The 25,996-nt window shown below is 66.0% G+C and carries 23 protein-coding genes; 10 read left to right on the forward strand and 13 right to left on the reverse strand.

Features of this window, described 5'->3' with window-relative positions; genetic code table 11:
• Together FHS28_RS12880 and FHS28_RS12885 are read right to left on the reverse strand one after the other, a co-directional pair.
• The gene (locus FHS28_RS12880) at positions 1-597 is read right to left on the reverse strand and encodes an acyltransferase (RefSeq protein WP_088451042.1); all 597 of its coding nucleotides are present in this window, start codon (positions 595-597) and stop codon (positions 1-3) included.
• 2 nt (positions 598-599) lie between these two features.
• Positions 600-1,655: a Gfo/Idh/MocA family protein gene (locus FHS28_RS12885; protein ID WP_088451044.1), complete on the reverse strand. Its 1,056-nt coding sequence runs from the start codon at positions 1,653-1,655 to the stop codon at positions 600-602.
• Between the two features lie 110 nt (positions 1,656-1,765).
• Between FHS28_RS12885 and lysS the strand changes: the two genes are divergently transcribed.
• Positions 1,766-3,313, forward strand: coding sequence for a lysine--tRNA ligase (gene lysS / locus FHS28_RS12890; RefSeq protein WP_088451046.1), 1,548 nt, complete (start codon positions 1,766-1,768; stop codon positions 3,311-3,313).
• 108 nt (positions 3,314-3,421) lie between these two features.
• On the opposite strand, the gene FHS28_RS12895 is transcribed toward lysS, so the two are convergent.
• The 9 genes from FHS28_RS12895 to FHS28_RS12935 form a co-directional block, all read right to left on the reverse strand.
• A complete protein-coding gene (locus FHS28_RS12895; RefSeq protein ID WP_088451048.1) occupies positions 3,422-3,721 on the reverse strand; it encodes a DUF4148 domain-containing protein in 300 nt (99 codons plus the stop codon).
• A gap of 238 nt (positions 3,722-3,959) precedes the next feature.
• Complete coding sequence (locus FHS28_RS12900; RefSeq protein ID WP_184294849.1) at positions 3,960-4,748, reverse strand: enoyl-CoA hydratase; 789 nt, start codon at positions 4,746-4,748, stop codon at positions 3,960-3,962.
• A 139-nt stretch (positions 4,749-4,887) separates the two neighbouring features.
• On the reverse strand, positions 4,888-6,342 hold the full coding sequence (locus FHS28_RS12905) for a methyl-accepting chemotaxis protein (RefSeq protein WP_088451052.1): 1,455 nt from the start codon (positions 6,340-6,342) through the stop codon (positions 4,888-4,890).
• A gap of 158 nt (positions 6,343-6,500) precedes the next feature.
• Entirely contained in the window at positions 6,501-6,914 is a 414-nt protein-coding gene (locus FHS28_RS12910) for a hypothetical protein (RefSeq protein ID WP_184294732.1), read from the reverse strand.
• 104 nt (positions 6,915-7,018) lie between these two features.
• Positions 7,019-8,122, reverse strand: a complete 1,104-nt coding sequence (locus FHS28_RS12915; protein ID WP_088451056.1) for a DUF3108 domain-containing protein — start codon at positions 8,120-8,122, stop codon at positions 7,019-7,021.
• Positions 8,107-9,843 (reverse strand): M61 family metallopeptidase, encoded by a 1,737-nt coding sequence (locus FHS28_RS12920; RefSeq protein ID WP_088451057.1) that lies wholly within the window; start codon positions 9,841-9,843, stop codon positions 8,107-8,109. Before FHS28_RS12920 ends, FHS28_RS12915 begins: the two co-directional genes overlap by 16 nt.
• Positions 9,844-9,976: 133 nt before the next feature.
• On the reverse strand, positions 9,977-10,423 hold the full coding sequence (locus FHS28_RS12925; RefSeq protein WP_088451059.1) for a DUF3429 domain-containing protein: 447 nt from the start codon (positions 10,421-10,423) through the stop codon (positions 9,977-9,979).
• Positions 10,424-10,481: 58 nt separating this feature from the next.
• Positions 10,482-11,213, reverse strand: coding sequence for a DsbC family protein (locus FHS28_RS12930; protein WP_088451061.1), 732 nt, complete (start codon positions 11,211-11,213; stop codon positions 10,482-10,484).
• A 49-nt stretch (positions 11,214-11,262) separates the two neighbouring features.
• Positions 11,263-12,441, reverse strand: a complete 1,179-nt coding sequence (locus FHS28_RS12935; RefSeq protein ID WP_088451063.1) for an FAD-dependent monooxygenase — start codon at positions 12,439-12,441, stop codon at positions 11,263-11,265.
• A gap of 159 nt (positions 12,442-12,600) precedes the next feature.
• On the opposite strand from FHS28_RS12935, the gene ychF reads away from it, so the two are divergent.
• From ychF to FHS28_RS12955, 4 genes are all read left to right on the forward strand, one after another.
• Positions 12,601-13,695, forward strand: a complete 1,095-nt coding sequence (gene ychF, locus FHS28_RS12940) for a redox-regulated ATPase YchF (protein WP_088451065.1) — start codon at positions 12,601-12,603, stop codon at positions 13,693-13,695.
• Positions 13,696-13,904: 209 nt separating this feature from the next.
• Positions 13,905-14,216, forward strand: coding sequence for a hypothetical protein (locus FHS28_RS12945; RefSeq protein ID WP_184294736.1), 312 nt, complete (start codon positions 13,905-13,907; stop codon positions 14,214-14,216).
• A 359-nt stretch (positions 14,217-14,575) separates the two neighbouring features.
• On the forward strand, positions 14,576-15,568 hold the full coding sequence (locus FHS28_RS12950) for an Abi family protein (protein ID WP_088451067.1): 993 nt from the start codon (positions 14,576-14,578) through the stop codon (positions 15,566-15,568).
• Positions 15,569-15,809: 241 nt separating this feature from the next.
• The gene (locus FHS28_RS12955) at positions 15,810-16,628 is read left to right on the forward strand and encodes a substrate-binding domain-containing protein (RefSeq protein ID WP_246410026.1); all 819 of its coding nucleotides are present in this window, start codon (positions 15,810-15,812) and stop codon (positions 16,626-16,628) included.
• A 95-nt stretch (positions 16,629-16,723) separates the two neighbouring features.
• Here the strand turns inward: FHS28_RS12955 and FHS28_RS12960 are convergent, their stop codons facing one another.
• Positions 16,724-18,046, reverse strand: a complete 1,323-nt coding sequence (locus FHS28_RS12960) for an MFS transporter (RefSeq protein ID WP_088451071.1) — start codon at positions 18,044-18,046, stop codon at positions 16,724-16,726.
• Positions 18,047-18,136: 90 nt separating this feature from the next.
• Here FHS28_RS12960 and FHS28_RS12965 point away from each other — a divergent pair, with 90 nt between their 5' ends.
• From FHS28_RS12965 to FHS28_RS12985, 5 genes are all read left to right on the forward strand, one after another.
• Positions 18,137-19,093, forward strand: coding sequence for a LysR family transcriptional regulator (locus FHS28_RS12965; protein WP_088451073.1), 957 nt, complete (start codon positions 18,137-18,139; stop codon positions 19,091-19,093).
• Between the two features lie 35 nt (positions 19,094-19,128).
• Entirely contained in the window at positions 19,129-20,784 is a 1,656-nt protein-coding gene (locus tag FHS28_RS12970; protein WP_088451075.1) for a mechanosensitive ion channel family protein, read from the forward strand.
• 133 nt (positions 20,785-20,917) lie between these two features.
• Positions 20,918-23,728 (forward strand): ATP-binding protein, encoded by a 2,811-nt coding sequence (locus FHS28_RS12975; RefSeq protein WP_088451077.1) that lies wholly within the window; start codon positions 20,918-20,920, stop codon positions 23,726-23,728.
• 286 nt (positions 23,729-24,014) lie between these two features.
• Positions 24,015-24,986, forward strand: coding sequence for an RNA polymerase sigma factor RpoH (gene rpoH / locus FHS28_RS12980; protein ID WP_088451079.1), 972 nt, complete (start codon positions 24,015-24,017; stop codon positions 24,984-24,986).
• Positions 24,987-25,097: 111 nt separating this feature from the next.
• Positions 25,098-25,487: a tautomerase family protein gene (locus FHS28_RS12985; protein ID WP_088451081.1), complete on the forward strand. Its 390-nt coding sequence runs from the start codon at positions 25,098-25,100 to the stop codon at positions 25,485-25,487.
• 146 nt (positions 25,488-25,633) lie between these two features.
• On the opposite strand, the gene FHS28_RS12990 is transcribed toward FHS28_RS12985, so the two are convergent.
• Positions 25,634-25,975, reverse strand: a complete 342-nt coding sequence (locus tag FHS28_RS12990) for a YciI family protein (RefSeq protein WP_088451083.1) — start codon at positions 25,973-25,975, stop codon at positions 25,634-25,636.
• Positions 25,976-25,996 lie beyond the last annotated feature (21 nt).

Below are 25,996 nucleotides of genomic sequence, written 5' to 3' on the forward strand. Positions count from 1 at the left end.
TCATGCCTTGGACTCCGGGGACGACATCAGGCGCAGGCCGTGGTCGCTGAGTTCATACACCTCCCCACTGCCGGGGCAGGTGGCACGGCCATGGCCGGCCACCGGGAGGTCGAGTTTTTCGCCATGGCGGCTCATCCAGCCGATCTGGCGGGCGGGCACACCGACCATCAGCGCATGGGGCGGCACATCGCCCTTGACCACGGCGCCGGCGCCCACAAAGGCGTATTCGCCCACGGTCGCGCCGCAGACGATGGTGCAGTTGGCGCCGAGCGTTGCACCGCGGCGCACCAGGGTGCGGCGGTATTCGTTCTTGCGCGGCACGGCCGAGCGCGGGTTGTAGACGTTGGTGAAGACCATGGACGGGCCGCAGAAGACGTCGTCCTCCAGCGTCACCGCGTCGTAGACCGATACCTGATTCTGGATCTTCACATTGCGGCCGATGCTCACATCGTTGCCGACAAAGACGCCCTGCCCCAGCGAGCAGTCCGGACCGATGCGGGCGCCCGCGCACACATGACTGAAATGCCAGACCTTGGTGTTGTCACCGATCTGGGCGCCGTCATCCACCACGGCCGAGGCGTGCTGCCAGAACGCCATGCTCAGAACACCAGCGGCAGGCCGACGCGCTGGCCATCGCGGGCGCTGCGATAGCAGGCCACCAGCAGCTCCAGCGAGCGCAGACCTTCGTAGCCATCGACCTGCGCATGGGCTTCACCGCGCAGGGTCTGGATGACGTTGTCGTAGTAGGCCGCATGGCCGAAGCCATAGACGCTGGTGGTCTCATAGCTGGCGTTCTTGACTCGCTCATCATCCGGATGCGGCGTGTCAAAGGCCCAGTGCTCGATCTTGTTGACGGCCGTGCCGCCGATCTTGACCGTACCCTTTTCACCCAGGACGGTGATCGAGCCTTCCAGGTTCTGCGGATAGGTCAGCATGGTGACGTTGATGCTGGCCAGTCCGCCGTGACGCAGGCGCAGGCTCATCACGCCGGTGTCTTCGGCTTCGATGTCACGGTCCAGCGTGGCGGTGTAGGCATGCACGTTGTCCACCGGGCCGACCAGCCAGTCCAGCAGGTCCACATAGTGGCTGGCCTGGTTCATGAAGGCGCCGCCGTCCATGTCCCAGCGGCCGCGCCAGCGCGCGGCGTCGTAATAACTTTGCGGTCGGGTCCAGAACACGTTGACGGTGCTCATGAAGATGCGGCCGAAGCGGCCCTGGTCCAGCGCCTGCTTCACCAGCTGCACCGTGGCATTGAGCCGGTTCTGCTTGACCACGAACAGCTTCACGCCGGCATCGCGGCAGGCCCGGACCATGGCCTGGCCTTCCTCGAACTTGGTGGCCATCGGCTTCTCGCTCAGAACGTGGCGGCCGGCCCGCGCGGCGGTGATGGCCTGCTGGGCATGCAGCCCGCTGGGGGTGGCCAGCACGACCAGGTCGGCATCGCTGCCGGCCAGCAGCGCCTCCAGCGACTCGAAACCGGGCACCCCGGTCTGGGCCATCGCGTCTTTCAGTGCTTCGGGGCGGTTGTCGCAGACGGCCACCAGCTCGGCGCGTGCCTGATGGCGACCCAGCGCCTCCAGATGGTTCTTGGAGATGCGGCCGCAGCCGACCAGGGCGACACGGATCTTGCGGTCCAGGATGGGGAACAGAGGCATAAGCAGCGCAATCGACGACAAAACGCGACGGAAATGCCGCGGGTGCGGCCAAGCGGCAAATTTTAAGGGCGGATGACCACTTAAAATGCCGCCAGCTTCAACGAGTTCATATGAGCCAGCCCCACGCCCCCTCCCCGGCCACCGCGCCCGACGCGCAGGCCCTGCCTGCCCAAGACGACAACCAACTGATTGCCGAGCGCCGCGAAAAACTGGCCGGCATCCGTGCCAAGGCCAAGGCTGAGGGCAAGGCCGCCTTCCCGAACGACTTCAAACCCCAGCACCGCGCCCAGCCGCTGCAGACCGAATTCGGCGAAGAGCCGAACGAGACGCTGGAAGCGAAGTCGGTGCAGGTGAGCGTGGCCGGCCGCATGATGCTCAAGCGCATCATGGGCAAGGCCAGCTTTGCCACGCTGCAGGACGCCACCGGCCGCATCCAGCTGTTCCTCTCCAAGGATGCGCTGGGCGACGAGGCCTACACCGAATTTAAGCACCTGGACCTGGGCGACATCCTGGGCGCCGAAGGCACGCTGTTCCGCACCCGCACCGGCGAACTGTCGGTGAAGGTGACCTCGCTGCGCCTGCTGACCAAGAGCCTGCGCCCGCTGCCGGACAAGTTCCACGGCATGCAGGACCAGGAGCAGAAGTACCGCCAGCGTTATGTCGACCTGATCACCGACGAAGAGGCCCGCAGCCGTTTCGTGGCCCGCTCCAAGGCCGTCTCGTCGATCCGCAGCTTCATGGTGGACAACGGCTTCCTGGAAGTCGAAACGCCGATGCTGCACCCGATCCCGGGCGGCGCCAACGCCCGTCCGTTCACCACCCACCACAATGCGCTGGACCAGGAAATGTTCCTGCGCATCGCGCCCGAGCTGTACCTCAAGCGTCTGGTGGTGGGCGGTTTCGAGCGGGTGTTCGAGATCAACCGGAATTTCCGGAATGAAGGCATCAGCGTCCGGCACAACCCGGAATTCACGATGATGGAGTTCTATGCGGCCTACTGGACGCATCACGAGCTCATGGACTTCACCGAAGAAGTGCTGCGCCATGCGGCCCGCGCCGCCACCGGCAGCGCCCTGGTGAGTTACGCCGGCAAGCCGGTCGATCTGGAAAAGCCGTTCGCCCGCCTGTCGGTGCGTGATTCGCTGATCGCCCACGGCGGCCTGACTGCCGCCGAAGCAGACGACGCGGCCGTGCTGCGCGAGAAGCTCAAGCACCACGGGGAAGAAGCACCCAAGCACTGGAGCCTGCCGGAACTGCAATTCGGCATGTTTGAGGCGGTGGTGGAAGAAAAGCTCTGGGAGCCGACCTTCATCATCGACTATCCGGTGGAAGTCTCGCCCCTGGCGCGCGCCTCGGACAGCAACCCGGCCATCACCGAGCGTTTTGAGCTGTTCATCACCGGCCGCGAGTACGCCAACGGCTTCTCCGAGCTGAACGACGCCGAAGACCAGGCCGCCCGCTTCCACGCGCAGGTGGCCAACAAGGACGCCGGCGACGAGGAAGCGATGTTCTTTGACGCCGACTTCATCCGCGCCCTGGAATACGGCATGCCGCCCACCGGCGGTTGCGGCATCGGCATCGACCGTCTGATGATGCTGATCACCGACAGCCCGTCCATCCGCGACATCATCCTGTTCCCGGCGCTCAAGCGCGTCTGAGGCATCCGAGGACCGACGCGCCCGGTCTCGGGCGCATCAAAAAAAGCCGCTGGGGCCTGGCCCGCAGCGGCTTTTTCTTTGGCGGCCCCAGCTCGGGCCTGCACAGGATTACTTGCTGGCGACGCCTTCGGAAGCAGCGCCCTTCTTGGCGACGACGGCCTTCTCAGCAGCCTTCCTGGCGGCGATCTGGCTGGCGGTCGGTGCGTTGACGCCGTTGGACAGCGCGCCCACGCCGGCTTGTTCGGCGCTCAGGGCTGCGACTTCACCGGATTCGCGGGCAGCTTGCAGTTCGGCCAGCACTTCGGCACGGGTCTTGGCCGTGGGAGCGGCCGGTTCAGCGGCAAAAGCGGCGCCGGTGGTGCCCAGCAGGACGGCGGCGATCAGGGCGGTGGCGGAAAACTTGTTCATGGCGGTTCCTCTCGTTCGTTGGGACTCCGCACGCTGCGCGTCGTCCATGGATCGAACTGTAGGCGTCACCCCCTAGGGGAAACACTAGCCGCGATGGAAAGATCTGTTCACGGATCGTCAACAATCGCCACGGTGGGCGGTGGGCAGCGTCGAAAGCACGTCAACGATCGGGGCCACTCGGCCGCTGGGCCGTGCGGCTGCCGCTGGCCCGGCGCCTTGCCGCTGTCCTGCCGCCGCTTCAGCTGTGCTTGAACGACGGCGCGCGCTTGGCCAGGAACGCGTCCATGCCCTCACGCTGGTCGTCGCTGCCGAACAGCGCATGGAAGTAGCGGCGCTCCACCGCCACACCGTCGGTCAGCGGCCCCTGATAGGCCAGATTGACCAGTTCCTTGATCAGCATGGTGGACGGGCCGCTGAACCCGTTGATGGTCTCGGCAGCGGTCAGGGCTTCGCTCATCAGCTGCTCCGCCGGCACCACGCGGGACACCAGACCGGCGCGTTCCGCCTCGGCGGCATCCATCATGCGGGCCGTCAGCAGCATGTCCATCGCCTTGCTCTTGCTCACCGCGCGCGGCAGGCGCTGGGTGCCGCCAGCACCGGGGATGATGCCCAGCTTGATTTCGGGCTGACCAAAGCGGGCCGTGTCCGCCGCAATGATGAAGTCGCACATCATGGCCAGCTCGCAGCCGCCGCCCAGGGCAAAGCCTGCCACCGCGCCGATCACCGGCTTGCGCACCTGCAGGATGGTTTCCCAGTTCTTGGAGATCAGGCCGCTCTTGAAGGCGCTCATAAAGGTGTGGGGCGCCATCGTGGGGATGTCCGCGCCAGCGGCAAAGGCCCGTTCACTGCCGGTCAGCACGATGCAGCCAATGCCGTCGTCCGCATCGAAGGCCAGCAGCGCCCGACCCAGTTCGTCCATCAGCGGGTCGCTCAGGGCATTGAGCTGCTTGGGTCGGTTCAGGCGGATCAGGCCGGTCTTGCGGTCGCCGCTGCCGACGACCTCCACCAGAATGTTCTCGAAGGCGATGTCGGTGATCGACTGGGATGTCATGGGCTGGTCTCCAAAGATGGGCGGTGGTCCGCCTTGGGGTGTCATCAATGGCGGCAACTATAGGCCGACCTGAGCCCCCCCGCCTCCGGAGGCCGCGCCCTGAATCCTCCGTCCCTCAGCCCTGCGCCAGCTCGAACCGCTGGACCGCGCTGGCCAGCACCCGCGCCTGCTCCCGCAGTGAATGCGCGGCGGCGGTGGATTCCTCCACCAGGGCCGCATTTTGCTGCGTCGCATTGTCCAGGCCCACCACCGCATGGTTGACGGTATCCACCGCCTTGGCCTGCTCGGCCGACGCGGTGGACAGAGACCCCAGCAACTCATCGACGCTGCGCACGTCGGCCACGATTTCGGACAGCACGAGCCGCGTCGCGTCCGCACTCGCCACGCCCGCGGCCACCTGCTCGGTGGAGGTGCTGATCAGCTCCTTGATCTGACGGGCCGCCTCGGCGCTTCGCTGGGCCAACGCCCGCACTTCCGAGGCCACCACCGCAAAGCCACGGCCGGTTTCGCCCGCCCGCGCGGCTTCCACCGCAGCATTGAGCGCCAGGATGTTGGTCTGGAAGGCAATGCCGTCGATCACGGCGGTAATGTCGCCCACCCGCCTGGCGGAGTCGGACACCCGCTCCATGCTGGCCGCCAGCGTCTGCACCGTGGCTTCGCCTCGGGCGGCACGCTGGGTCGCTTCCTGCGCCCGGTGGGACGCTTCCCGGGAGGTATCGGCCGATTGCCGGACTGCCTGGGCCAGCTCCTCCACCGAGGCTGCCGTCTGCTGCAGGTTGGCAGCGGCCTCTTCCGTGCGGATGGACAGGTCGGAGTTGCCCGTCGCGATTTCATTCGAGGCCGCATCCACCGATTCAGCGGCGCTGTGCACCTGCCCGACGGTGACGGCGACGCTCTGCAGCGCTTCGCTGAGTTCGCGCGCGGCGCGCGTCGTCACCGGCACCTGGACGGCGGCGAAGTTCACCTTGCCACGAGTCCCCACCAGCACCTCGGTGATGGTGTTGAGCTCGGCCATCAGCTGCGCATCCCGGCGCATCTTGATCACGATGAAGACTTCGAAGACCGTCTGCACCACGACATAGGTGGCGTGACCGAGGATCTGCGCGAAGTCGGGCTTGGACAGACAGAACAGTCCCAGGCCCGCCGCCTGCAGGCGGTCAAAGAGCACGTGGTGCACTGCGAACGTTGCCGCCATCACGATCACCGGCAGCCAGTGTCGGTACACCAGCATCAGCGCGATCGAGACAAACACGCCAAAGTGATATTCGAGATTGCCGCCGCCCAGATGGATCTGCAGGGCGATCAGGCTGGCCAACAGCATCGGCAGCACGACGGAATTGAGCCAGCTGCCGCGGGCCATCAGAAAACATCCGCCGGCGACCAGGAACAGCGGCATCCCCCAACCCAGCGCCACCCCCAGCTGCCCATACTGCTGCCCGACGGCCAGCACCACCAGCAGCACCAGCGCGCAGGCGCCGAGCAGGGAAGCGTCGCCATTGACGCGCAGATATCGCAAACCGTCGTCGGCGGCGGGGTTGGGAGAGACAGAAGCGGGAGGGCGTGGCGACATGACCGACTCGGCTGGAAGAAGGGCGACATGCCCCTCATGCACTCAGGAGTCTGCTTAGCCTAGGAGCGCTCCGCCAGCCGCACACCTGCAGTCCGGCGTGTCAGTCAATTACCTAAAGCCGTGTGCGCAGATCACGGGGCCCGCCTTCGCGGGGCAGCTCATTCGGATGGACGGGATTGCGTCCGGTAATGAGAACCCGGTGGCGTCCAGAACACGGCTCCAAAGGGAGTTTCCTTCAGGTTCACCGGCAGTTCCCGCGCGTCCAGTTCGGCGCGCAGGCCATCCAGGCCCGTCTCGGAAGCCATCACGTAGCCGGCCTCCAGCACGTCGCCGTAGTTGGCCTCCGTGTGGCCCACCGCCAGTTCCACCAGTTCGTCCGTCCCGTCAAATCCCAGTTCCCAGATGTGCACGTCCTGGTCGGTGGCGAAGGTCTTGATGCGCCAGGCCTTGCCATTGGCGGCGAAGAACTGGATGGTGTCGAACACGTCTTCCGTCGCAGGCGCTTCGGTGTTGTTCAGATAGCTGCTCTGGATGGACAGCTCGAAGAGGATGAGTTGATGGGGCGTGGCCATGGCGGTCATGCTACGTCAGGCGGGGCGGAAGACCGAATCCCTCTGGCCTTCGCGGTCACGGTGGCGGCCCTGGGGGTGGCCCTTGGGGCCGGTCATGAGTCCGGTCACTGGGGGGCCGACGCCGCCGCCGGCATCGCCTGCAGCGGCGCTTCCTTCAGTGTCAGATCGATATAGCTGTTCGCATCCTTCTGCCGGTTCTGCCAGATGCGGATGCGCACCGGCAAGTACTGGAGCGACGGCGCCAGCCACATCTCCGTTTCCATATCGCCCCAGGTGTCGACCATGTCGGAGTCCACATGCCAGGCCTGCAGCGGGCCCATCGGCGTGTCCACCGTTTCCAGGTCATTTCGCACCACATAGCGCCAGGTGTGCACCCGCCGCGGCAAGGCCAGCGGCAACTGCACCAGCCATCCCGGCTGGGCCGTCTGACGCCCGGTGAGGAACATCCAGGTCAGCTGCACAAACTGGCTGGCGGCGTCCTGCGTGTCGTCGGTCCTCGGCACGCGCTGGCCGTTGGCCAGCACCACGCCGCCGTCATCGAACAGCAGCGAGGTTTGCCGGCGTCCCCCGGCCAATCCGCCGGTGACCTCGTCGAAGCGCCTGGGCATCAGACCGTCCGGTCCGATCATGCCGTCGCTGCTCAGGCGCCGGGTCATCAAGGGCGCCAGGGCCGGGCCGATGCTCGCTTCCAGATGCACCTGATAGTGCGCGCCCTCCCGCAGCCACTGCACCCGCGCCTGACCGTAGATCGGTCCACGGAAGTTGCCGGTCAGGCGGTACTGCATCTCGGTGGAGAGCGGCCATTCGATGCCTGGCTGGTAGTCGCCGGGGGTCTCCGGCAATTGCAGGGCATGGGGGGACGACAGTGGGTCGGGCGCGGTGGCCGACTGCCGCGACGGTGTGTCGGAGGCCGCGAGGCGGCCCGGCAGGTCGCCAGCGGGCGCCTTCAAGCCTGGCTTGGCCTTGACCAGATCGGCGCCTGGTGCCCCCTCCTCGCCCCTCGGCCGGGTGTCCATCGGGGGCGGTGGCGGCGCCGGCTGCAAGGCCCGCACAAACGCCGCCTGGATGCGCTCCGGCTCCGGTGTCACCGGCGCCCAATCGCCCAGCAGCTGCTGAACGCCGCCCAGCAGGCCCAGATGCAGCAGCACCACCAGCAGCGTCAACGCCACCAGTGCTGCGGTGCGGGGCTGGATCAGCCGCCCAGCCATGCACGCCGCAGGCTCTGCGCGCGGGCCGGGGCCTTGTCCAGCACGCCCAGACAGATCGGCCGGGCCAAGCTGTCCTGCATCGGCAGGGACAGGGTCAGCGTCAGCATGCGCTGGTCACGCGATACCAGCAGCTGAAGGTCCTGCGGATGCTGCGGGTCCAGCGTCAGCGTCACGTCGTCCAGCTTGCGCACCCGCCATCCGTTGCAGGCGACGATCTCATCGCCCGGGCTCAGGCCGGCGGCCAGTGCGGCGCCTTCCAGCAGCACCTGCTTGACGACCAGCGCGCCATCGGTGTCCTGCACCCTAAGACCCAGGCGTTGCGCCAGCGTCGGTTTCTCGTGGGTCCAGCGCACGCCCAGGCGCTCGAGCAGCGGCGGCAACGGCAGGTCGTCGCAGCCGCCCACCCACTGCTGCAGCAGCTGGGCCACCACCTCCCCGCCCAGTTCGGCCACCCGCGCGAAGATGCGTTCTTCGCTCACCGGGCCACCGGCGGACTCCCGCCACAGGGCGCGCATCAACTCATCGAGCGAGCTGGCGCGCTCCGCGCTGCGCAGGGTCAGGTCCAGCGCCAGGGCCACCATCGAGCCTTTGGCGTAATAGCTCACCAGCGCATTGGGGGCGTTTTCGTCCTGGCGGTAGTACTTGGTCCAGGCCTCGAAGCTGGACTGCGCCACGCTCTGATGCTTGCGCCCCGGCGCGCCCAGCACCTGCGTGAAGGTGTGGCCGATCAGCTTGAGGTAACGCGCTTCGTCGATTAGCCCGGCGCGCACCAGGAACAGATCGTCGTAGTAGGAGGTGAAGCCTTCGAAGAACCACAGCAGCCGGGTGTAGTTCTCCTGCTCGTAGTCGTAATGTTCAAAGACGTCGGGACGCAGCCGCTTGACGTTCCAGGTGTGGAAGTATTCGTGGCTGATCAGGCCCAGCAGCTTCACATAGCCGTCGGTCAGCTCCGCCTGCCCCAGACGCGGCAGGTCCCGGCGGGAAGCGATGAGCGCCGTGCTGGCGCGATGCTCCAGACCGCCATAGCCGTCATCCACACAATTGAGGAGGAAGACATACCGGTCCATCGGCCCCTTGGGCTTGGGGCCGTGCCAGAAATGCATCTGGGTGTCGCAGATGCGCTGCGCATCCTTGAGCAGCCGCTCGCCATCCATCACCGGCAATGCGCCGGAGACCACGAACTCATGCGGCACGCCACCGGACACGAATTCGCCACGCCAGAAATGGCCCAGTTCGAAGGGATGGTCCACCAGCTCGTCGTAATCGGCGGCCTGCCAGTGACCGTCGTCGCCGCGAGACATCGCGGTGGCCACCTCCCAGCCGGACGGCAGGCCCACCAGCTCAATGCGGTGTTGCAGCGTCTCCTTGCCGTGCGCCCGCAGGCACAGGCTGGTCGGATTGAAGAATCCCCGCTGGGCATCGAGGAACGCCGCCCGCACCGAGGTGTCGAAGGCATACACCGAATAAGTCACCACCAGGGCGCCGCGACCGCTGCAGTCGAACTCCCAGCGGTTCTTGGAAGTCTGATGCGGCGTGAGGTCCCGGCTGCCCTGTCGTGCGGTGACCTGCCCGAGGTGACGGGAGAACTCCCGCACCAGGTAGCTGCCCGGAATCCAGACGGGCAGGCTGAGCCCCTGACGCGCGGCGGGAGCGGGCACGGTCATGCTCACCTCAAAACGGTGGGCATGCAGGTCGGCGATGGCAATGCGGTACTGGATCATGGAGACAAGCCTACCAAGGCTTGGCGCCCGCCAACACCGGCATGGGCGCCTGTCGCTCTAATTGAGGGGGGTGTCGCCCGGGGGACGCCCTTCGGGGGAGCCCTCCCCCCGGTCCCTCAGGCACTCATCCGCTTCAAACCAGGGTCGCCTGCGCCGCCAGGAAGCAGCACAGGGCCGCCACCGCGCTGAGGCGGAAGCGCAGCGTCAGCCAGGCGCTGGCGCCGAGGGCGGGATACATCCGCCGGTCCACGAGATAGCAGACGATCAGCATGACGCCATGCACCACCAGGCCGGCGTACGGCGGCATCATCGAGGCGATCCACGCCACCAGCGACGGCACCACACCCCAGACGTAGGGACTCGGAGAAGGAATCGACTGCCGGAAGGCCAGGCCCCAGTGGATGGCGCCGAGGAACGAGACGATCACCGCCGCATAGTTGGTCAGTCCCATGACGGTGTAGACATGGGCATCGTCACGCACCAGCCAGGTGAGCAGTGCCCCCAGGACGAAGGGAATCAGCCCGGCGTACCCCAGCTTCAGGGCGACCGGATTCGGAGGCAGGACGGTGCGTTCGTTCATGGACCCAACAACGGCAGAGGCGGTGACGGGACCTACCAAGGCCCCTCACCCGTAACGATCAGGATTTGGCGGTGCCTGCTTTGATGCTCTGCAGGCGCTGTTCGAGCTGATCGGCGCTCAGGGCGCCCGGCGCCCGGGTGCCGTCTTCAAAGACGATGGCCGGGGTGCCGTTGACCTTGAGCTTGCGGCTCAGGTCCAGATTGCGCTCGACGGCGCTGGCATCGCACTTGGCGTCCGGACGGGGCAGCGTCACACCGCTGACCATCCAGTCGCGCCAGGCAGCCGTATTGTCCTTGGCGCACCAGGCGGCTTTGGACTTATCTGGCGAGTCCCCCCCGAGAATGGGGATGACGAAGGTGTAGACGGTCACATTGTTGACGGCCTGCAACGACTGCTCGAAACGCTTGCAATACCCGCAGTTCGGATCCGCAAACACGGCGATGCGGCGCGAGCCGTCGCCCTTCTTCCAGACGATGGCGTCCTTCAGCGGCAGGGTGGAGAAGTCCACCATGGTGATCTTGGTGATGCGGTCCTGCGTCAGGTTGCGACGGTTCTTCAGATCGAGCATCTCGCCCTCGATCAGATACTGACCGGTGGCATCGGTGTAACGGATTTCTGTGCCGATGCGCACTTCCCACAGGCCGGGAATCGGCGTCGGACGGACTTCATCCAGCTTGATGTCCTTGGGCAGCGCCGCGCCCAGGTTCTTGCGGATGGTGTCTTCGTTGGCCTGCGCGGTGCAGCCCATCACGGCCAGGGTCAGGGCCAGCAGGGGGGCGGAGAACTTCATGTCTTGATTCCTTGTTGCGTCGGCCGGGGCCGGCGTCAGTCGTCAGGGGTCAATGACCCAGGGCCCGGGCGGTGAGCCATTTTTTGATCGGACCGGCCCGGTCCACCAGCCGCAGCCCTTCGTTGCGCAGGCGGGCGATGACCGGGGCCTGGCTGGCGAAACCGCGCAGAAGGCTGTCGGTGAGTTCGCCCATGGCCCAGGTGGGCGCCAGGCGGGCACGGGCATAGCGGCGCAACAGCTTCTCGTCGTCGAGCGTGCGCCAGGCTTCGCGGGCGACGATCACCTCCACCAGCGCTTCGACATCGGCCAGGCCCAGGTTCAGGCCCTGTCCGGCCAAGGGATGCACCAGATGGGCGGCATCCCCCAGCAGCACCCAGCCGGGGCCGCAAAGGCGGTCGGCACGGGCCAGCTGCAGCGGCCAGGCCTGACGTTCGCTGGCCAGCGTGAGGGCACCGACCTGTCCGCCGGTGGCTTCCATCAGCGCCGCTTCAAATTCAGATGGGCCGGCGGCCAGCAGGGTCTGCGCGCGTTCCCGCGGTACCGACCAGACGAAGCCGTAGCTGCGGCCGGCTTCCGGACGGTCGAATGGCAACAGGCCCAGGATGTCCGGGGAGCGGAACCATTGCAGCGCGACGCCGTGATGCGGCTGGCTGGCCACCACGCGGGCGGCAATGCCCAGATGACCGTAGTCGTGCCGCTCGAAGTGCACGCCGTGCCGGGTCTGCGCCGTCACCGATTCGCGGCCTTCGCACAAGGCTTCGAGGGTGGCGGGCACCGGCGCGCTGACGCGCTGCACATGCGGGGCGAAGCGCAGGGCGGCGTCGAGCTGGTCCTCCAGGGCGGCGGCGTCCACGATGTGGGCCAGTTCCCCCACGCCCTGGTCCCAGGCGCTGAAATGGAGCGAGGCACCGGCGCGATCGCCCATCACCCGCATATCGTGCACGGCGGTACGGGCATCTTCGGGCAGGGTGTCCCAGACGCGCAGGCGGTTGAGCAGGCGCACCGACTGGGCGTTCAGCGCATAGGCGCGCACATCGCTGCCGGGCTGGACCGGGCGTCCGGCCGTGGCGGCGGCCGCCGGGCCGCTGGCCAGACCGGGTTCCGTGGCGGCGGCGGGCGCGGCGGTTTTGCCCAGCAGGGCGACCCGAAAGCCTCGGGCGCCCAGCGCCAGGGCCAGACTGCGGCCAACGCAGCCACTGCCGCGTACCAGGACGTCGAACTTTTCCATGTCGGAGATTGTAGGCAGGGGCTTGAGGGGTGCTGCCGCGGGCCGCTTAAAATGTTGATCTGAAGGTAACCACGGGCCGATGCATTCACCCGGGGGAGCCCTGTTGCCTGTGCCCGCTGTCCGCGGCCGCTGGCCTCCCAGCAATTCCGAAAGCCCCCCATGAGCCTCAAATGCGGCATCGTGGGCCTGCCCAATGTGGGCAAGTCCACTCTGTTCAATGCGCTGACCAAGGCCGGCATCGCCGCCGAGAACTATCCTTTCTGCACCATCGAACCCAATGTGGGCGTGGTGGAACTGCCGGATCCGCGCCTGCAGAAGCTGTCCGAGATCGTCAAGCCCGAGCGCATCGTGCCGGCGATCGTGGAATTCGTGGACATCGCCGGCCTGGTGGCCGGTGCGTCCAAGGGCGAAGGCCTGGGCAACCAGTTCCTGAGCCACATCCGCGAGACGGATGCCATCGTGAACGTGGTGCGGTGCTTTGAAGACCCCAACGTCATCCACGTGAACGGCAAGGTGGACCCGATCTCCGACATCGAGGTCATCCAGACCGAGCTGTGCCTGGCGGACCTGGGCACCGTCGAAAAGAGCCTGCACCGCTACAACAAGGCGGCGCGTTCGGGCAATGACAAGGAAGCGGCAGCGCTGGTGAAGGTGCTGGAGAAGTGCCAGGCGGCACTGAACGAAGCCAAGCCGGTGCGCGGCATCGACTTCAGCAAGGAAGAGCTGGTCATCCTGAAGCCGCTGTGCCTGATCACCGCCAAGCCGGCGATGTTCGTGGGCAACGTGGCGGAAGACGGTTTCGAGAACAACCCCTACCTGGACCGTTTGAAGGAATACGCCACGTCTCAGAACGCACCGGTGGTGGCGATCTGCGCCAAGACCGAGGCGGAACTCTCCGAGATGGAAGATGAAGACCGGGCGCTGTTCCTGGCCGAAATGGGCCAGGACGAGCCGGGCCTGAACCGGCTGATCCGCGCGGGTTTCAAGCTGCTGGGACTGCAGACCTACTTCACCGCGGGTGTGAAGGAAGTGCGCGCCTGGACCATCCGCATCGGCGACACCGCCCCGCAGGCGGCCGGTGTGATCCACACCGACTTCGAACGCGGCTTCATCCGCGCCCAGACCATCGCGTTTGACGACTTCATCCAGTTCAAGGGTGAACAGGGCGCGAAGGACGCCGGCAAGATGCGGGCGGAAGGCAAGGAGTACGTGGTCAAGGATGGGGATGTGTTGAACTTCTTGTTCAACGTCTGATAGGGGTCGGCGCCGCTCGGCGTCGAACGATGCTCGACACGTCCTGGGCGTTCCACTGGAACACCTGGACGCGCTCGAGGATTTCGTTCGGCACATCTGTCTGGATAGCGTCACGCCGCCGCTTGGACCCGCGATTGAACGACTGACACTGTTAGGTCCGGACGGCGCAGCCGTGCCGGCCCTCAAGATCGATGTCCCGAGCAGCCTGTTTGTGCATCGGAACCCGGGGGCTACTTTCACCGCGTGGAAGCGCGAAGCGCGAGACGGCGCCGGACTACCTGGCCCGGCTGTTTCAGCAGCGCAGCCAGGCGCGCATCATCCGCTTCGATGAGCAGGCCGTTCCGGATGCTTCGCTCGACGACCTGCCGGACGGCTTGTGGCGCCGCTTTGCCAGCAGGCGTGTCCAGGAGAGTCGGGAGCTGCTGCTGGACAAACTGGCGATGGCTCGGCCTGACACGGTGGGCACCTTGCGTCCCACCATTGCAGGTGTCTTGATGGCCAGCACCGACCCGCGCCGATAGTTGCCCAACGCCTTCATCCAAGCTGTGGCTCAAAGCGAGCAACTGTCCGGTCAGCGGCCGGTCTATCGCATGATCGATGACTCGGAATTGCTGCTGGTGATCCCAGCCGCGTCTCTCACCGACTGACCCGCAAAGCCCGCGATCCATCGCGGCATTTTTCGCCTTTTTTCGAACGCAGTTTCGTCGGGCCAGCGATCGCTTCAGTCAGCGTGCACAAGAACTTGGGACCGCTCACTCAGGCAAGATCAGCCCGATCAGACGCCAATGCTACGGATGGATGGCTCAAGAGCTTGGTTCGCCACCGCCCTCGTCTTGGCCATTTCGGGCTCCAACCGTCCTGCCGAAAGAAGGCCGCCCGCGTGAGTTACCCAAAACCCTGGAAGAGCTACGACGCCCAGCTGGACCAGTTGATGGCTCGGGGCATGATCGTGACAGACCGTACTCGGGCGCTGGATCACTTAAAGCGCATCGGTTACTACCGCCTCAGCGGCTACTGGTTTGCCTTTCGGGAACGCAGTGCGCCTGTCTGTCGCCTGGACGCGCAGGGTCGCAAACCGACGAAGGTTCGCGAGGAGCGGATCGCGCTGGATCGGTTCCGGGAAGGCGCCACGTTCCAGAACGCTGTCGATCTCTACGTGTTCGACAAGCAGCTTCGACGACTGGTGATGGACGCGCTGGAGCGCATTGAAATTGCGCTGCGGGTGGATGTCTCGCACACCCTGGGTTCGCTCGATCCCTTCGCGTATCTGAAACCCGACCTCTTGCACGACGAGTTCAGCATCAAACTGGACAAAGACACCGGTGTCACGCGACACCACGAGTGGCTCACCAAGCACGCGCAACTGATTGGTCGATCCCGCGAGGAGTTCGTTCGTCACAACCGTTCGCACTATGGGCTGCCGCTGGCGATCTGGGTGGCCTGCGAAGTCTGGGACTTCGGGACACTGTCCACACTTTTTCAGGGGATGCGGGAGACTGAGCAAGATGCCATTGCAAGGCAGTACGGGCTGAGCAGTGGCCGGATCTTTGCCACTTGGCTACGCAGCCTCAACTACCTGCGCAATGTCTGCGCCCATCACAGCCGACTTTGGAACCGGAATATCGTTGATCAGCCCAAGTTGCCGTCCGCTGCGGAACAGGGCTGGGTCGCGTCGTTGGAAGTCAATGCGCATGCGCGCGCACGCTGCTTTCTGCTCTTGAAGATCACCCGGCATCTGCTCAATGCGGTCCATCCACGATCCACATGGGCGGACCGGATGAAAGCGCATCTGCTTGCCTTCCCCAATCTTTCACACCTGGGCCTGAACGTTGCAGGAATGGGGGCGCCCGACGGGTGGGACCTCCACTGGTGAGAGGGAAAAAATGAGGCAGCAACAAAAAACCCCTCAGCAGCTTCTTCGCCAACGCGAAGTCACTGAGAGGGGCCGTGTTGGTCGAATTCTAGTGCGCTGCGCATGAGCGGTCAACGCCGTGAAGTCCGAGAACGCTTCGCCCGCTTGATGCCCCAGGTGCAATAAACGTCAAGAACATTGCAATAGACGCATCGGTTCCGGCTCCGCAAGATAACGGCCTCCACATTTCCGAGGCCCAAACATGTTCCTGCCCTTTTTCTGCGCCCGTCTCGCGAGACCGATGATCCCGCGCGCCCTGATCGCGGCAGCCGCACTCAGCGCGATCGCGGCAACAACGCCCACCTGGGCGGCCGACGCGCTGGTCGCCGTTTCCTCCGGAGGGTTCGCTGAGGCCTTCAAGACCCTCGCGCACGACTACGCTGCCCGCCCGTCCGCCCTCCCGGTGGCCACCCAGTTCGGCCCTTCGATGGGCAACACCTCGCAAGCCATTCCTGCACGGCTGGCACGCGGGGAATCCATCGACGTCGTCATCATGGTCGGCTCCGCGCTCGACCAGCTGATTGCCGACGGCGTCGTCGATAGCAGCACCAAGGTGGTCCTCGCCGATTCGTACATTGCCTGCGCCGTTCCCGCCGGAGACCCCCAGCCCGACCTCAGCACACCGGAGGCGGTGCGCACCGCGTTTCTGAATGCGCCCAGCGTCGCCTGGTCCGACAGCGCCAGTGGCGAATACATCCAGCATGAGCTGCTCGCCAGGCTGGGCATCGAAGCGCAGGTCAAGGCGAAAGGCCGGCAGATTCCGGCCACGCCGGTGGGAGAGATCGTGGCGCAGCGGCAAGCGGCTTTCGGCTGCCAGCAGCGCAGCGAGTTGCAGCCGGTGAAGGGCATCGACATCGCCGGCGAACTGCCCGAGGCCCTTCAGAAAATCACGCCCTACGCCGCTGCCGTCGTGAAGGGCAGCGCGCATCCCGAGCAGGCACGCGCCTTCATCCAGTTCCTCGCCTCACGCGACAGTGCAAAGGCCGTGGCACGCAGCGGGCTGCACCCGCATCAACCCTGAACCATCGGGGCGGGGAGCCGCATCGGTGGTGCGGCCCGCCCCCTCAACATCCCTTCAGGCATACAGTGCCCCGGCCGCCGGCCGGGTGCCCTCCTCTACCGCGCCTTCACGATCCCCCGATACAGAAGGAAGGTCGCGATCAGTCCGATCGCGCCCGCCCCGCTCATCCACATTCCGGGCGCCGCCTTGTCGCCGGTCGTCTGGATCAGCCAGGTGGACACCAGCGGCGTGAAGCCGCCGAAGATCGCCGTCGCCAGGCTGTAGGCGAGCGAGAACCCGGTCGTGCGCACCTCCACCGGCATCACCTCGGTCAGGGCCACGATGGTCGCCGCGTTGTAGCTGGCGTAAAGGAAGGACAACCACAGCTCCACCACCAGCATGCGCTCGAAGGTCGGCGCGCTGGTGAGCCACGACATGGCCGGATACGCCGTCAACACCGTCAGCAAGCTGAAGGTCAGCAGCAGCGGCCAGCGGCCGATGCGGTCCGACACCGCCCCCATCACCGGCAACCAGAGGAAGTTGGACAGCCCCACGCAGAAGGTGACGATCAGCGCACTGGTCGCCGACAGGTGCAGCACCGACTTGCCGAAGGTCGGCGTGTAGACGGTGATGAGATAGAACGACACCGTCGTCATCACCACCAGCATCATGCCGGCGCCCACCAGCGCCCAGTTGCGCAGCATCGACGCGACGATCTCCCGCAGCGTCGGATGATGCTTGCGCGCCAGGAAGGCGTCGGTCTCCGCCAGCGAGCGACGGATATGAAACACGAACGGCAGGATCAGCGAGCCGATCAGGAACGGAATGCGCCAGCCCCATTCGCTGATCTGCGCGGCGGATAGCGATTGGCTGATGCCGTACCCCAGCGCCGCCGCGACCATGATCGCGGCCTGCTGGCTGGCCGACTGCCAGCTCACATAGAAGCCTTTGCGGCCCGGGGTGGCCATTTCCGCCAAATAGACCGATACGCCGCCCAGCTCGACACCGGCCGAGAAGCCCTGCAGCAATCGACCGATCAGCACCAGCACCGGTGCCACCAGACCGATCGAGGCATAGGACGGGGTGAAGGCGATCAGCACCGTGCCGCAGGCCATGATGGCCAGCGTGAGGATGAGCCCTTTGCGCCGCCCGATCTTGTCGATGTAGGCCCCCAGCAGGACCGCCCCCAGCGGGCGCATCAGGAAACCGGCGCCGAAGGTCACGAAGGTGAGCATCAGCGAGAGGTATTCGCTGTCCGTCGGGAAAAACGCCTGCGAGATATGGAGCGCGTAGAACCCGTAGAGGAAGAAGTCGAACATCTCCAGGAAGTTGCCGCTGGTGACGCGGATCACCGCGCCCAGCGCCGCCTTTCGCGGCAGGGGCGCTTCGGCAGTTGCTGAAGGTGACGCGCCACCCGGCGCGGCGCTGTAAACAGTCATGGGAAAGTCTCCGGCATCTAGTCCTTTGCACCCATCATCCTTTTGACGCAACATTGACGGAAGTGCAAAGAAGGGAACGATTGGTGCACCATGAGAATCAATTTCGATGTGTCCGAACTGGCCGCCTTTGTCGCGGTGGCCGAGCGGCTGAACTTCCGGGCGGCGTCCGAGGCCCTGTTCATCTCACCGTCCGCCCTGAGCCGCCGCATTGACCGGCTGGAAGACGCGCTGGGGCTGCGACTGTTCGAGCGCACCACGCGCCGGGTGGCCCTCACCGAAGACGGCCGGCATTTCCTGGCCCATGCCAGCGACGCACTCGCCTCGCTGGAAAACGCCATCTCTGACGTCAGCGAACGGGCGGTGCGTCGCACCGGGGTGGTCACCATTGCCTGCATCCCTTCGGTGGCCAACCACCTGCTGCCGAAGGTGCTCACCACTTTCGCGGCCCTGCACCCTCACACCCGCATCCGCATGCTGGACCAGAGCGCGCCGCTGGTGTTGCAAGCCGTCTCCGACGGCACCGCGGATTTCGGCATCAACTTCCTCGGCGCCCAGGATCCGACGATCGATTTCTCCGCCGTGGTGAAGGAGCGCTACCTGCTGGCCGTACCGGCCGGACACCGACTGGCGGGCCAGCGGGCAGTTGGATGGGAAGCGCTGGTCGATGAGCGCTTCGTCTCGCTCGCTTCCGGCAGCGGCAACCGCATGCTGCTGGACAACGCCATGGCCCAGGCCAAGGCGCGGCCGGTGGCCCATGTGGAAGCGAATCATGTGGAGGGCGCGATGGCCCTGGTGCGGGCCGGTCTGGGCGTCAGCGCCGTTCCCGGACTGGCGCTGAGCGGCAGCAGCCCGGCCGATATCGTGGGGGTGCCGCTGGTGCGTCCTTCGGTCAGCCGCACCCTGGGACTGATCTCCCGCAAAGGACACCAACTGGCCGCGCAACCCGCAGAACTGGCCAAGCTGCTCATCCAAAGCCTGCGTAGTTCCGCCAGCATCTTGACCAAATCGAAGGTGACAGACTCGCGTCCTGCGGCGGACCTTCGGTAAGCTTGTGCGCAGGTCGTCCAACAGGAGTCCGCTCCGTGCGCCTGATCCGTCTCCGTCGCTCGTTCCTGGTCGCGCTGGCGATCGCTCTGCCGGCGTGGGCGCAGCCACCCACGGCTCCAGCCAGCAGTGACCACGCCCCCACGCCCGCGGTGCAGGCGTTTCTCAATCAGCGACCGGTCGTCGCCTTCCGCGCGGATGCGCTGGGCGGCACCGCCGCCGACCGCGCCTCGCTGGCCCAGCTGGCGATCGCCGAGGCACTGGCCGGCGGCGCCCCGGGTGAAGTGACGCGCGAAGAGACGCAGGATGCCGTGCGGTTCGACATCGATGGCCACCCGGTGTTCTTTCTGACGGCAGGCGATGTCGCTGCCTTGCCCGGCTCGGGCACCCTGTCAGCAGCAGCCTACCGCGTGCAACGCCGGCTGGAGCTCGCCATCGCGGAGCATCGCGAAATGCGGGACCCACGCCGCATCGCCCTCGCCGGTATCACCTCACTGGCCGCCACGGCCGTGGGCTGGGCGCTGCTGTGGCTGCTGCTGCGCGGCCGACGCAGCTTGCGTCGCCTGCTGCTCACCGCCTTGCAGAGCCGCCCGCAGCACCAACGCCTGCTGGAGGCCTGCCTCACTCCCACCCGCACGGCCCTGCGATGGACGCTGACCTTTCTGACCTGGGGCCTGGGCCTGCTGCTGGCCGAAGTCTGGCTGACATTCGTGCTGCGCCAGTTTGCCTACACCCGTCCCTGGGGAGAACGTTCCAGCACCTGGCTGCTGGAAGTGGCGGACCGCTTCCTCGGCGCCCTCGCCCAGGCGGTGCCCGGTCTCACCATCGCGGTGCTCATCTTCGCGCTGGCCCGCGTCGCCACCCGCGCATCGACCGTCTTCCTGGACCGGGTCGCGCATGGCGAAGCGCAACTGGGCTGGCTGGATGCCGACACCGCGGGGCCGACCCGCCGGCTGTTCAACGTGGTGATCTGGCTGTTTGCCCTGGCCATGGCCTATCCCTACCTGCCGGGGTCGCAGAGCGATGCCTTCAAGGGCGTCAGTGTGCTGGCGGGCCTGATGCTGTCCCTCGGCGCCTCCGGCGTCGTGGGACAGGCGATGTCGGGCTTTTCGCTGATCTATTCCCGGTCGCTGCGGGTGGGGGAGTACGTCAAGATCGGCGAGACCGAAGGCACGGTGGTGGAGCTGGGGCTCTTTGCCACCCGCATCCACACCGGCCTCGGCGAAGAAGTCAGCCTGCCCAACACCGTGATCTTCAGCCAGCCGGTGCGCAACTTCTCCCGCCTGGCGCTGGGCGGACGCTTCGTGCTGCACACCGCCGTGACCATCGGCTACAGCACCCCCTGGCGACAAGTGCATGCGCTGTTGATGGAAGCAGCGCGGCGCACCCCGGGCGTGGCCGAGGTGCCCGCGCCGTATGTGGTGCAGTCCGCCCTCTCCGACTTCTATGTCGAATACCGGCTCTGCGCGCAGAGCACCCTGGCCGCGGCCCAGCGGCGGGTGGAAGCGATGAGCGCGTTGCATGCCAACGTGCTGGACGTCTTCAACGAGAACGGCGTGCAGATCATGTCCCCGCATTACCTGAACGATCCGGCCCATCGGCAGACCGTCGACGCCACCGACCCGTGGGCGGCGCGCCATCCTCAACCACCGCTTCAACCCCCGCTTCAGCCGCCGCTTCAAACGGACGCCTGAGTCGCAGACAAACGCCACGGGCGCGCCTGCGCCTCAACAATGAAGCCGGTTTCAGTGGCACTAGGGAAACTCCTTTGGCATCCCCCTGACATGAAGCGTGTGCGGGGGTCCCATCTGGGGGTAGGCTGGGCACATGCGGGATGCCTCCGTCCAAGCGGCCTCGATCACGCCTTCTGCCTCGCCGATGCGGCGCTGGCTGATGTCGCTTGGACTGAATGCCGTCATCGCCGCGGTGTATGCCGCACTGGGCATCGGCGCCATGATGTCCATCGTGCCGCCAGATGCCGCCGCGCCGGTCTATCCAGCCGCCGGCCTCGCCGCTGCCGCCGTCCTGCGGTGGGGCGCGCGGGTCTTGCCCGGCATCGTGATTGGGTCGCTGGCCGTCAATCTGCTGCCGGAAATGCGCAGCACCAGCACCCTGCCCGGTTTTGTCCTCATCGCGCTGGCGGCCGGCCTGCAGGCCTGGGTCGGCGTGTGGCTCGCCCGTCGCTGGGTGGGACCGGTGCCACGGCTGACCGAACCCCGCGAGGTGCTGCGCTTTTACGGCGCGGTGGCGGGCCTGGCCTGTCTCGTGGGGCCGACGGTCGGCGTCACCGTGCTGTCGGTCTCCGGCTCGGTGCCGGCGGGCGCGGAGATGTCGCACTGGCTGTCCTGGTGGCTGGGGGACGCCATCGCGGTCATGCTGGTGACGCCTCTGGCATTGAGTCTCTTCGGACTGCCGCGCAGCCACTGGGCTCCGCGCCGGCTCAGCGTGGCGCTGCCGATGATGCTGGCCTGCGGGCTGCTGATCGCCGCCAGCTACTACGTCGCTCTCAACGAGGAGGCGCGCCGCCGCCATGCCTTTGATCTGGAAGCGGAGGCCGACCTGGATGTACTGAGCAATGCGCTGCAGCGTCCGCTCACCGCGTTGGAGGCCAACCACAGCCTGCTCACGGTGGCCCCCATGATCAGCCGCGCCGCCTTCGAGCGGGCCCACGCCGAGCGCCTGCTCGGCAGTGAAAGTGTCTATGCGCTGGGCTGGTCGGTGCGGGTGCCCGCCGCAAAGCGCGATGCCTTCGAGCGTGCAGCGCGGCTGGACGGGTATCCGAGCTACCACCTGCATGAACGTCAGCGCCCGGGCGACCTGCAGGTCGATCCGAAGGACGACGTGCTGGCCATCCGGCTGATCGTGCCGTTCAACCGCAATCAGAACGCTCTGGGCGTCAACGTGCGGGCCATTCCGCAGGGCCGTGCGGCGCAGGACCTGGCCATTGCGACGGGGCTGCCCTATGCCGCCGAAGGTTTTCCGCTGTCCCAGGACGTCGGTGCCCGGGCGGTCGGCGTGGTGATCTATCGGGCCGTCTACGAGGATGGGGCGCCTCCCGAGGCTGCTCGGGGCACCCCGTCCGACGACGCGAAACCGAGGCTGCGCGGACTGGCCTTCGCCACCCTGCGACCGGAAGCTCTGCTGTATGAGTCGATGCCGCCTCAATCCACTCATCTGGACTTCTGCCTGCTCGACCGCACCCCGCAGACCCGTCAGGTGCTGCTGGCCGGTGATGACCGGTGCCTCACCCTGCCCACCGATGTGCCTGCCCGCCAGCAGGCGGTGAGCTTTGCCGGCCGTCAATGGCAACTGGTGGTTTACGCGCCCAAGGGGCTGCCGATGCAGACCGGCCATGCGGCGCTGGCCTTCGCGCTGGCGGGTCTGGTCTGCACCAGCCTGCTGGGTGTGCTGCTGCTGGTGGTGACCGGCCGGGCCGCCCGGGTGGCGGAACTGGTGGAGGAGCGGACACAGCGGCTGCGCGAGAGCGAGGAGCGCTTCCGCAACATCGTGGAGCATGCGCCGATCGGGGTGGTCTTCACCGATCTCAATGCGAAGCCGCAGACGGTGAATCCCTATTTCTCGCAGCTGGTGGGCTACAGCGAGGAGGAGCTGCGCCACCGCTCGATCCTCAAGCTGACCCATCCCGACGACCGAGCCGAAGACAGCCGCCTGGGCTCTGCCCTCATCCGCGGCGAACTGGAACGCTACAGCCGCATCAAGCGCTACATCAGCAAGCAGGGGCGGCTGATCACGGTGCGGGTCTGGGTCTCGATGCTGCGGGATGCCGAGGGCGACCCATTCCGGCTGGTGGGCGTGGTGGAGGACATCGGTGAGCAGTTGCGGCTGGAAGAGCTGGAGCGCCTGCATGAAACCGCCGAGGCGGCCCATCGGGCCAAGAACGAGTTTCTATCCCGGATGAGTCACGAGCTGCGCACGCCGCTCAATGCCATGCTGGGCTTTTCGCAGTTGCTGGAGGCGGACCGTGAGCCGGCGATCAGCGCGCGTCAGCGGGGCTGGGTGCAGCACATCCAGCAGTCCGGCTGGCACCTCCTGGAGATGATCAACGACGCGCTGGACATGTCGCGCCTGGAAGCCGACGACATCCGGGTGGACCTGTCCCCGCAGGCCCTGGCGCCGATTCTCTCGGACAGTCTGGCCATGGTGGAGACGCAGCGGCAGCGCCGGAAGGTGGAGGTGCATCTGGAGATGGAGGAGGGTCTGCCGGACGTCATGACGGATGCGACCCGGCTGCGCCAGATCGTGACCAATCTGGTGAGCAACGCCATCAAATACAACCGCGAAGGGGGCCAGGTGTGGCTGCGGGCGCAGCGCACGCCGCTGGGCAACGTCGCGCTGAGCGTGACCGATACCGGCCCTGGATTGACCGAGGCCCAGCGGGCCCAGCTGTTCCAGCCGTTCAACCGCCTGGGCCGGGAATCCGGCGGGATTGAAGGGACCGGTTTGGGTCTGGTCATCACGAAGCGGCTGGTGGAGCGGCTGGAAGGCCAGCTCGAAGTGGTCAGCGCGCCTGGGCAAGGGTCCAGTTTCCGGTTCGAACTGCGGCCTGCCCCGGACGTGGTGACGTCGGCCAAGGGCCCGGCCAGAAGCGAACCTGCCCCGGGGGCGCATCAAGCTTGAACACTGTGTGCAAGCTAACGCAACAATCGGGCGAGGTTTCTGCACGATGATGGATGGATCGACCCCGGAAGGCCGAACAGTGGGCTGTCGTCGCTCTGAAGCACCATCGTCGGTGCTTAAATTGATTCATTTGATGGAAATGATCAATTCGCCGCTTGTTTTTCCTTCAGAACTGCCCTACACAAGTTCACAAAGGCCTTCTCTGGGGTACTTAGCACTCGATTCGCATGAGTGCTAATATTCAACGCAACACCAGTGATTGAACTGGTTCAGGAGATTCCAAGACATGTCCAACAGCCTTGCATTGAAGACCAGCAATCCTTGGTCCCTGGTGCCGTCGCTGGGCAACCTGGATGCTTATATCTCCGCGGTCAACCGTCTCCCGATGCTGACCGCAGAGGAAGAACAGGATTACGCCCACCGCCTGAAGTCTAAGGGCGATGTGGAAGCCGCTGGCCGTCTGGTGCTGTCTCACCTGCGTCTGGTGGTGTCGATTTCGCGCCAGTACCTGGGGTATGGGTTGCCACAAGGCGACCTGATTCAGGAAGGCAACGTCGGCCTGATGAAAGCCGTGAAGCGTTTTGATCCGGACCAGGGGGTTCGTCTGGTCAGCTACGCCATGCACTGGATCAAGGCCGAGATTCACGAGTACATCCTCAAGAACTGGCGCCTGGTGAAGGTGGCCACGACCAAGGCCCAGCGCAAGCTGTTCTTCAATCTGCGCTCGATGAAGCACAGCCTGAAGGAAGGCGCGGAGGACCAGCAGCGTTCGTCCCTCACCGAGCGTGAGATCGACCTGGTGGCCAAGGAGCTGAACGTCAAGCGCGAGGAAGTGCTGGAGATGGAAACCCGTCTCTCCGGCGGCGACATCGCACTGGAACCGCAAGGGGATGACGACGGCGAAAGCTTCGCACCGATCGCCTATCTGGCCGATGAATCGCAGGAGCCGACGCGCGTGCTGGAAGCCCGGTCGCGGGACACGCTGGCCAGTGACGGTCTGCAAAAGGCGCTGGACGTGCTGGACCCTCGCAGCCGTCGCATCGTGGAAGAGCGCTGGCTGAAGGTGAACGACGACAGCTCTGGCGGCATGACGCTGCATGAGCTGGCGGCGGAATACAACGTGTCGGCCGAGCGTATCCGCCAGATCGAGGTGGCGGCCATGAAGAAGATGCGCAAGGCGATGGCTGGCGAGGCCGCACCGGCGGCCAAGCCGGTGGCCAAGAAGTCGGCCAAGGCGGAAGTCGCTGAAGTCGCGTGAGGCTTGCGGTTGAAGCGTCGCTGACGACTACGGCCTTCGACCTGCAATGACAAGGGCTCCCAGCGGGAGCCCTTGTTGTTTACAGTCTCCCCAGCTCAAACCGGAAACCGAATGCCGATCTGCTTCATCCATGCCCATCGCCCACGGTCGGATACCGAGGTGCAGTCGCTGATGTCGGCGCTTCATCAGGCCATGCAGGCGGCCCTGGGGGTGCCCGACGACGACCACGACATCCGGTACGTCGAGCATCGGGCAGCGCATTGCCGCGTTCCAGGCGGCAAAAGCGACGACTACCTCCTGGTCATCGTCCATCTGTTCCCCGGACGATCGATCGCGGCCAAGCGCGCGCTCTACCAAGCCATCGTGCAGCGGTTCGCGGAGGCGGGAACACCCGCCGGCGAAGTCAACATCCTGCTGCAGGTGGCCCCGCTGGAAGACTTCGGTCTGCGCAGCGGTCAGGCGGCGTGTGATCTGGATCTCGGGTTCAAACTCGACGTCTGAACGCCTCTTCACCCTCTCCCCTGCGCTTTCGCTCTCGGCACTGCCACTGCCATTGCTCGAGCCCTGCCCCTCAACGCGCGGCCGGGGTCGCCGGCACAGGCGAGCGCCGCACTCAGCGACTGCGTCAGCCCCGCGACCTCACCGTCTCACGACGCCGGATCAAACATGAACACCCGCAGTTCCTGCCGGCATCGGCACGCCTTCGCCAATCGGCTGGCCCACATCACTGCCTGCTCGCGAGACGGCAGCTCAAACACCGCGAATCCGCCATCCAGTACGGGTCCGTCCGGATAACCACCGTCGGTGACCTCTCCGTTGGCTGACACGGACACCGGCGCCACGCTTTCATCCAGGCCGCCTGCAAACACGTACACGCCGGCGCGTTTGGCCTCTTCGATGACAGCCCGTGACTCTCGCCCCGCAGCTTCCAGTTCTCCCCCCGTCGCGACCATCGCCCAACTGGGGAATGAAATCAGATATTTGCTCATGGCACGCTCTCCCGGATTTGC

The organism is Roseateles terrae (assembly GCF_014192155.1).
GTDB classification, from domain to species: domain Bacteria; phylum Pseudomonadota; class Gammaproteobacteria; order Burkholderiales; family Burkholderiaceae_C; genus Roseateles; species Roseateles terrae.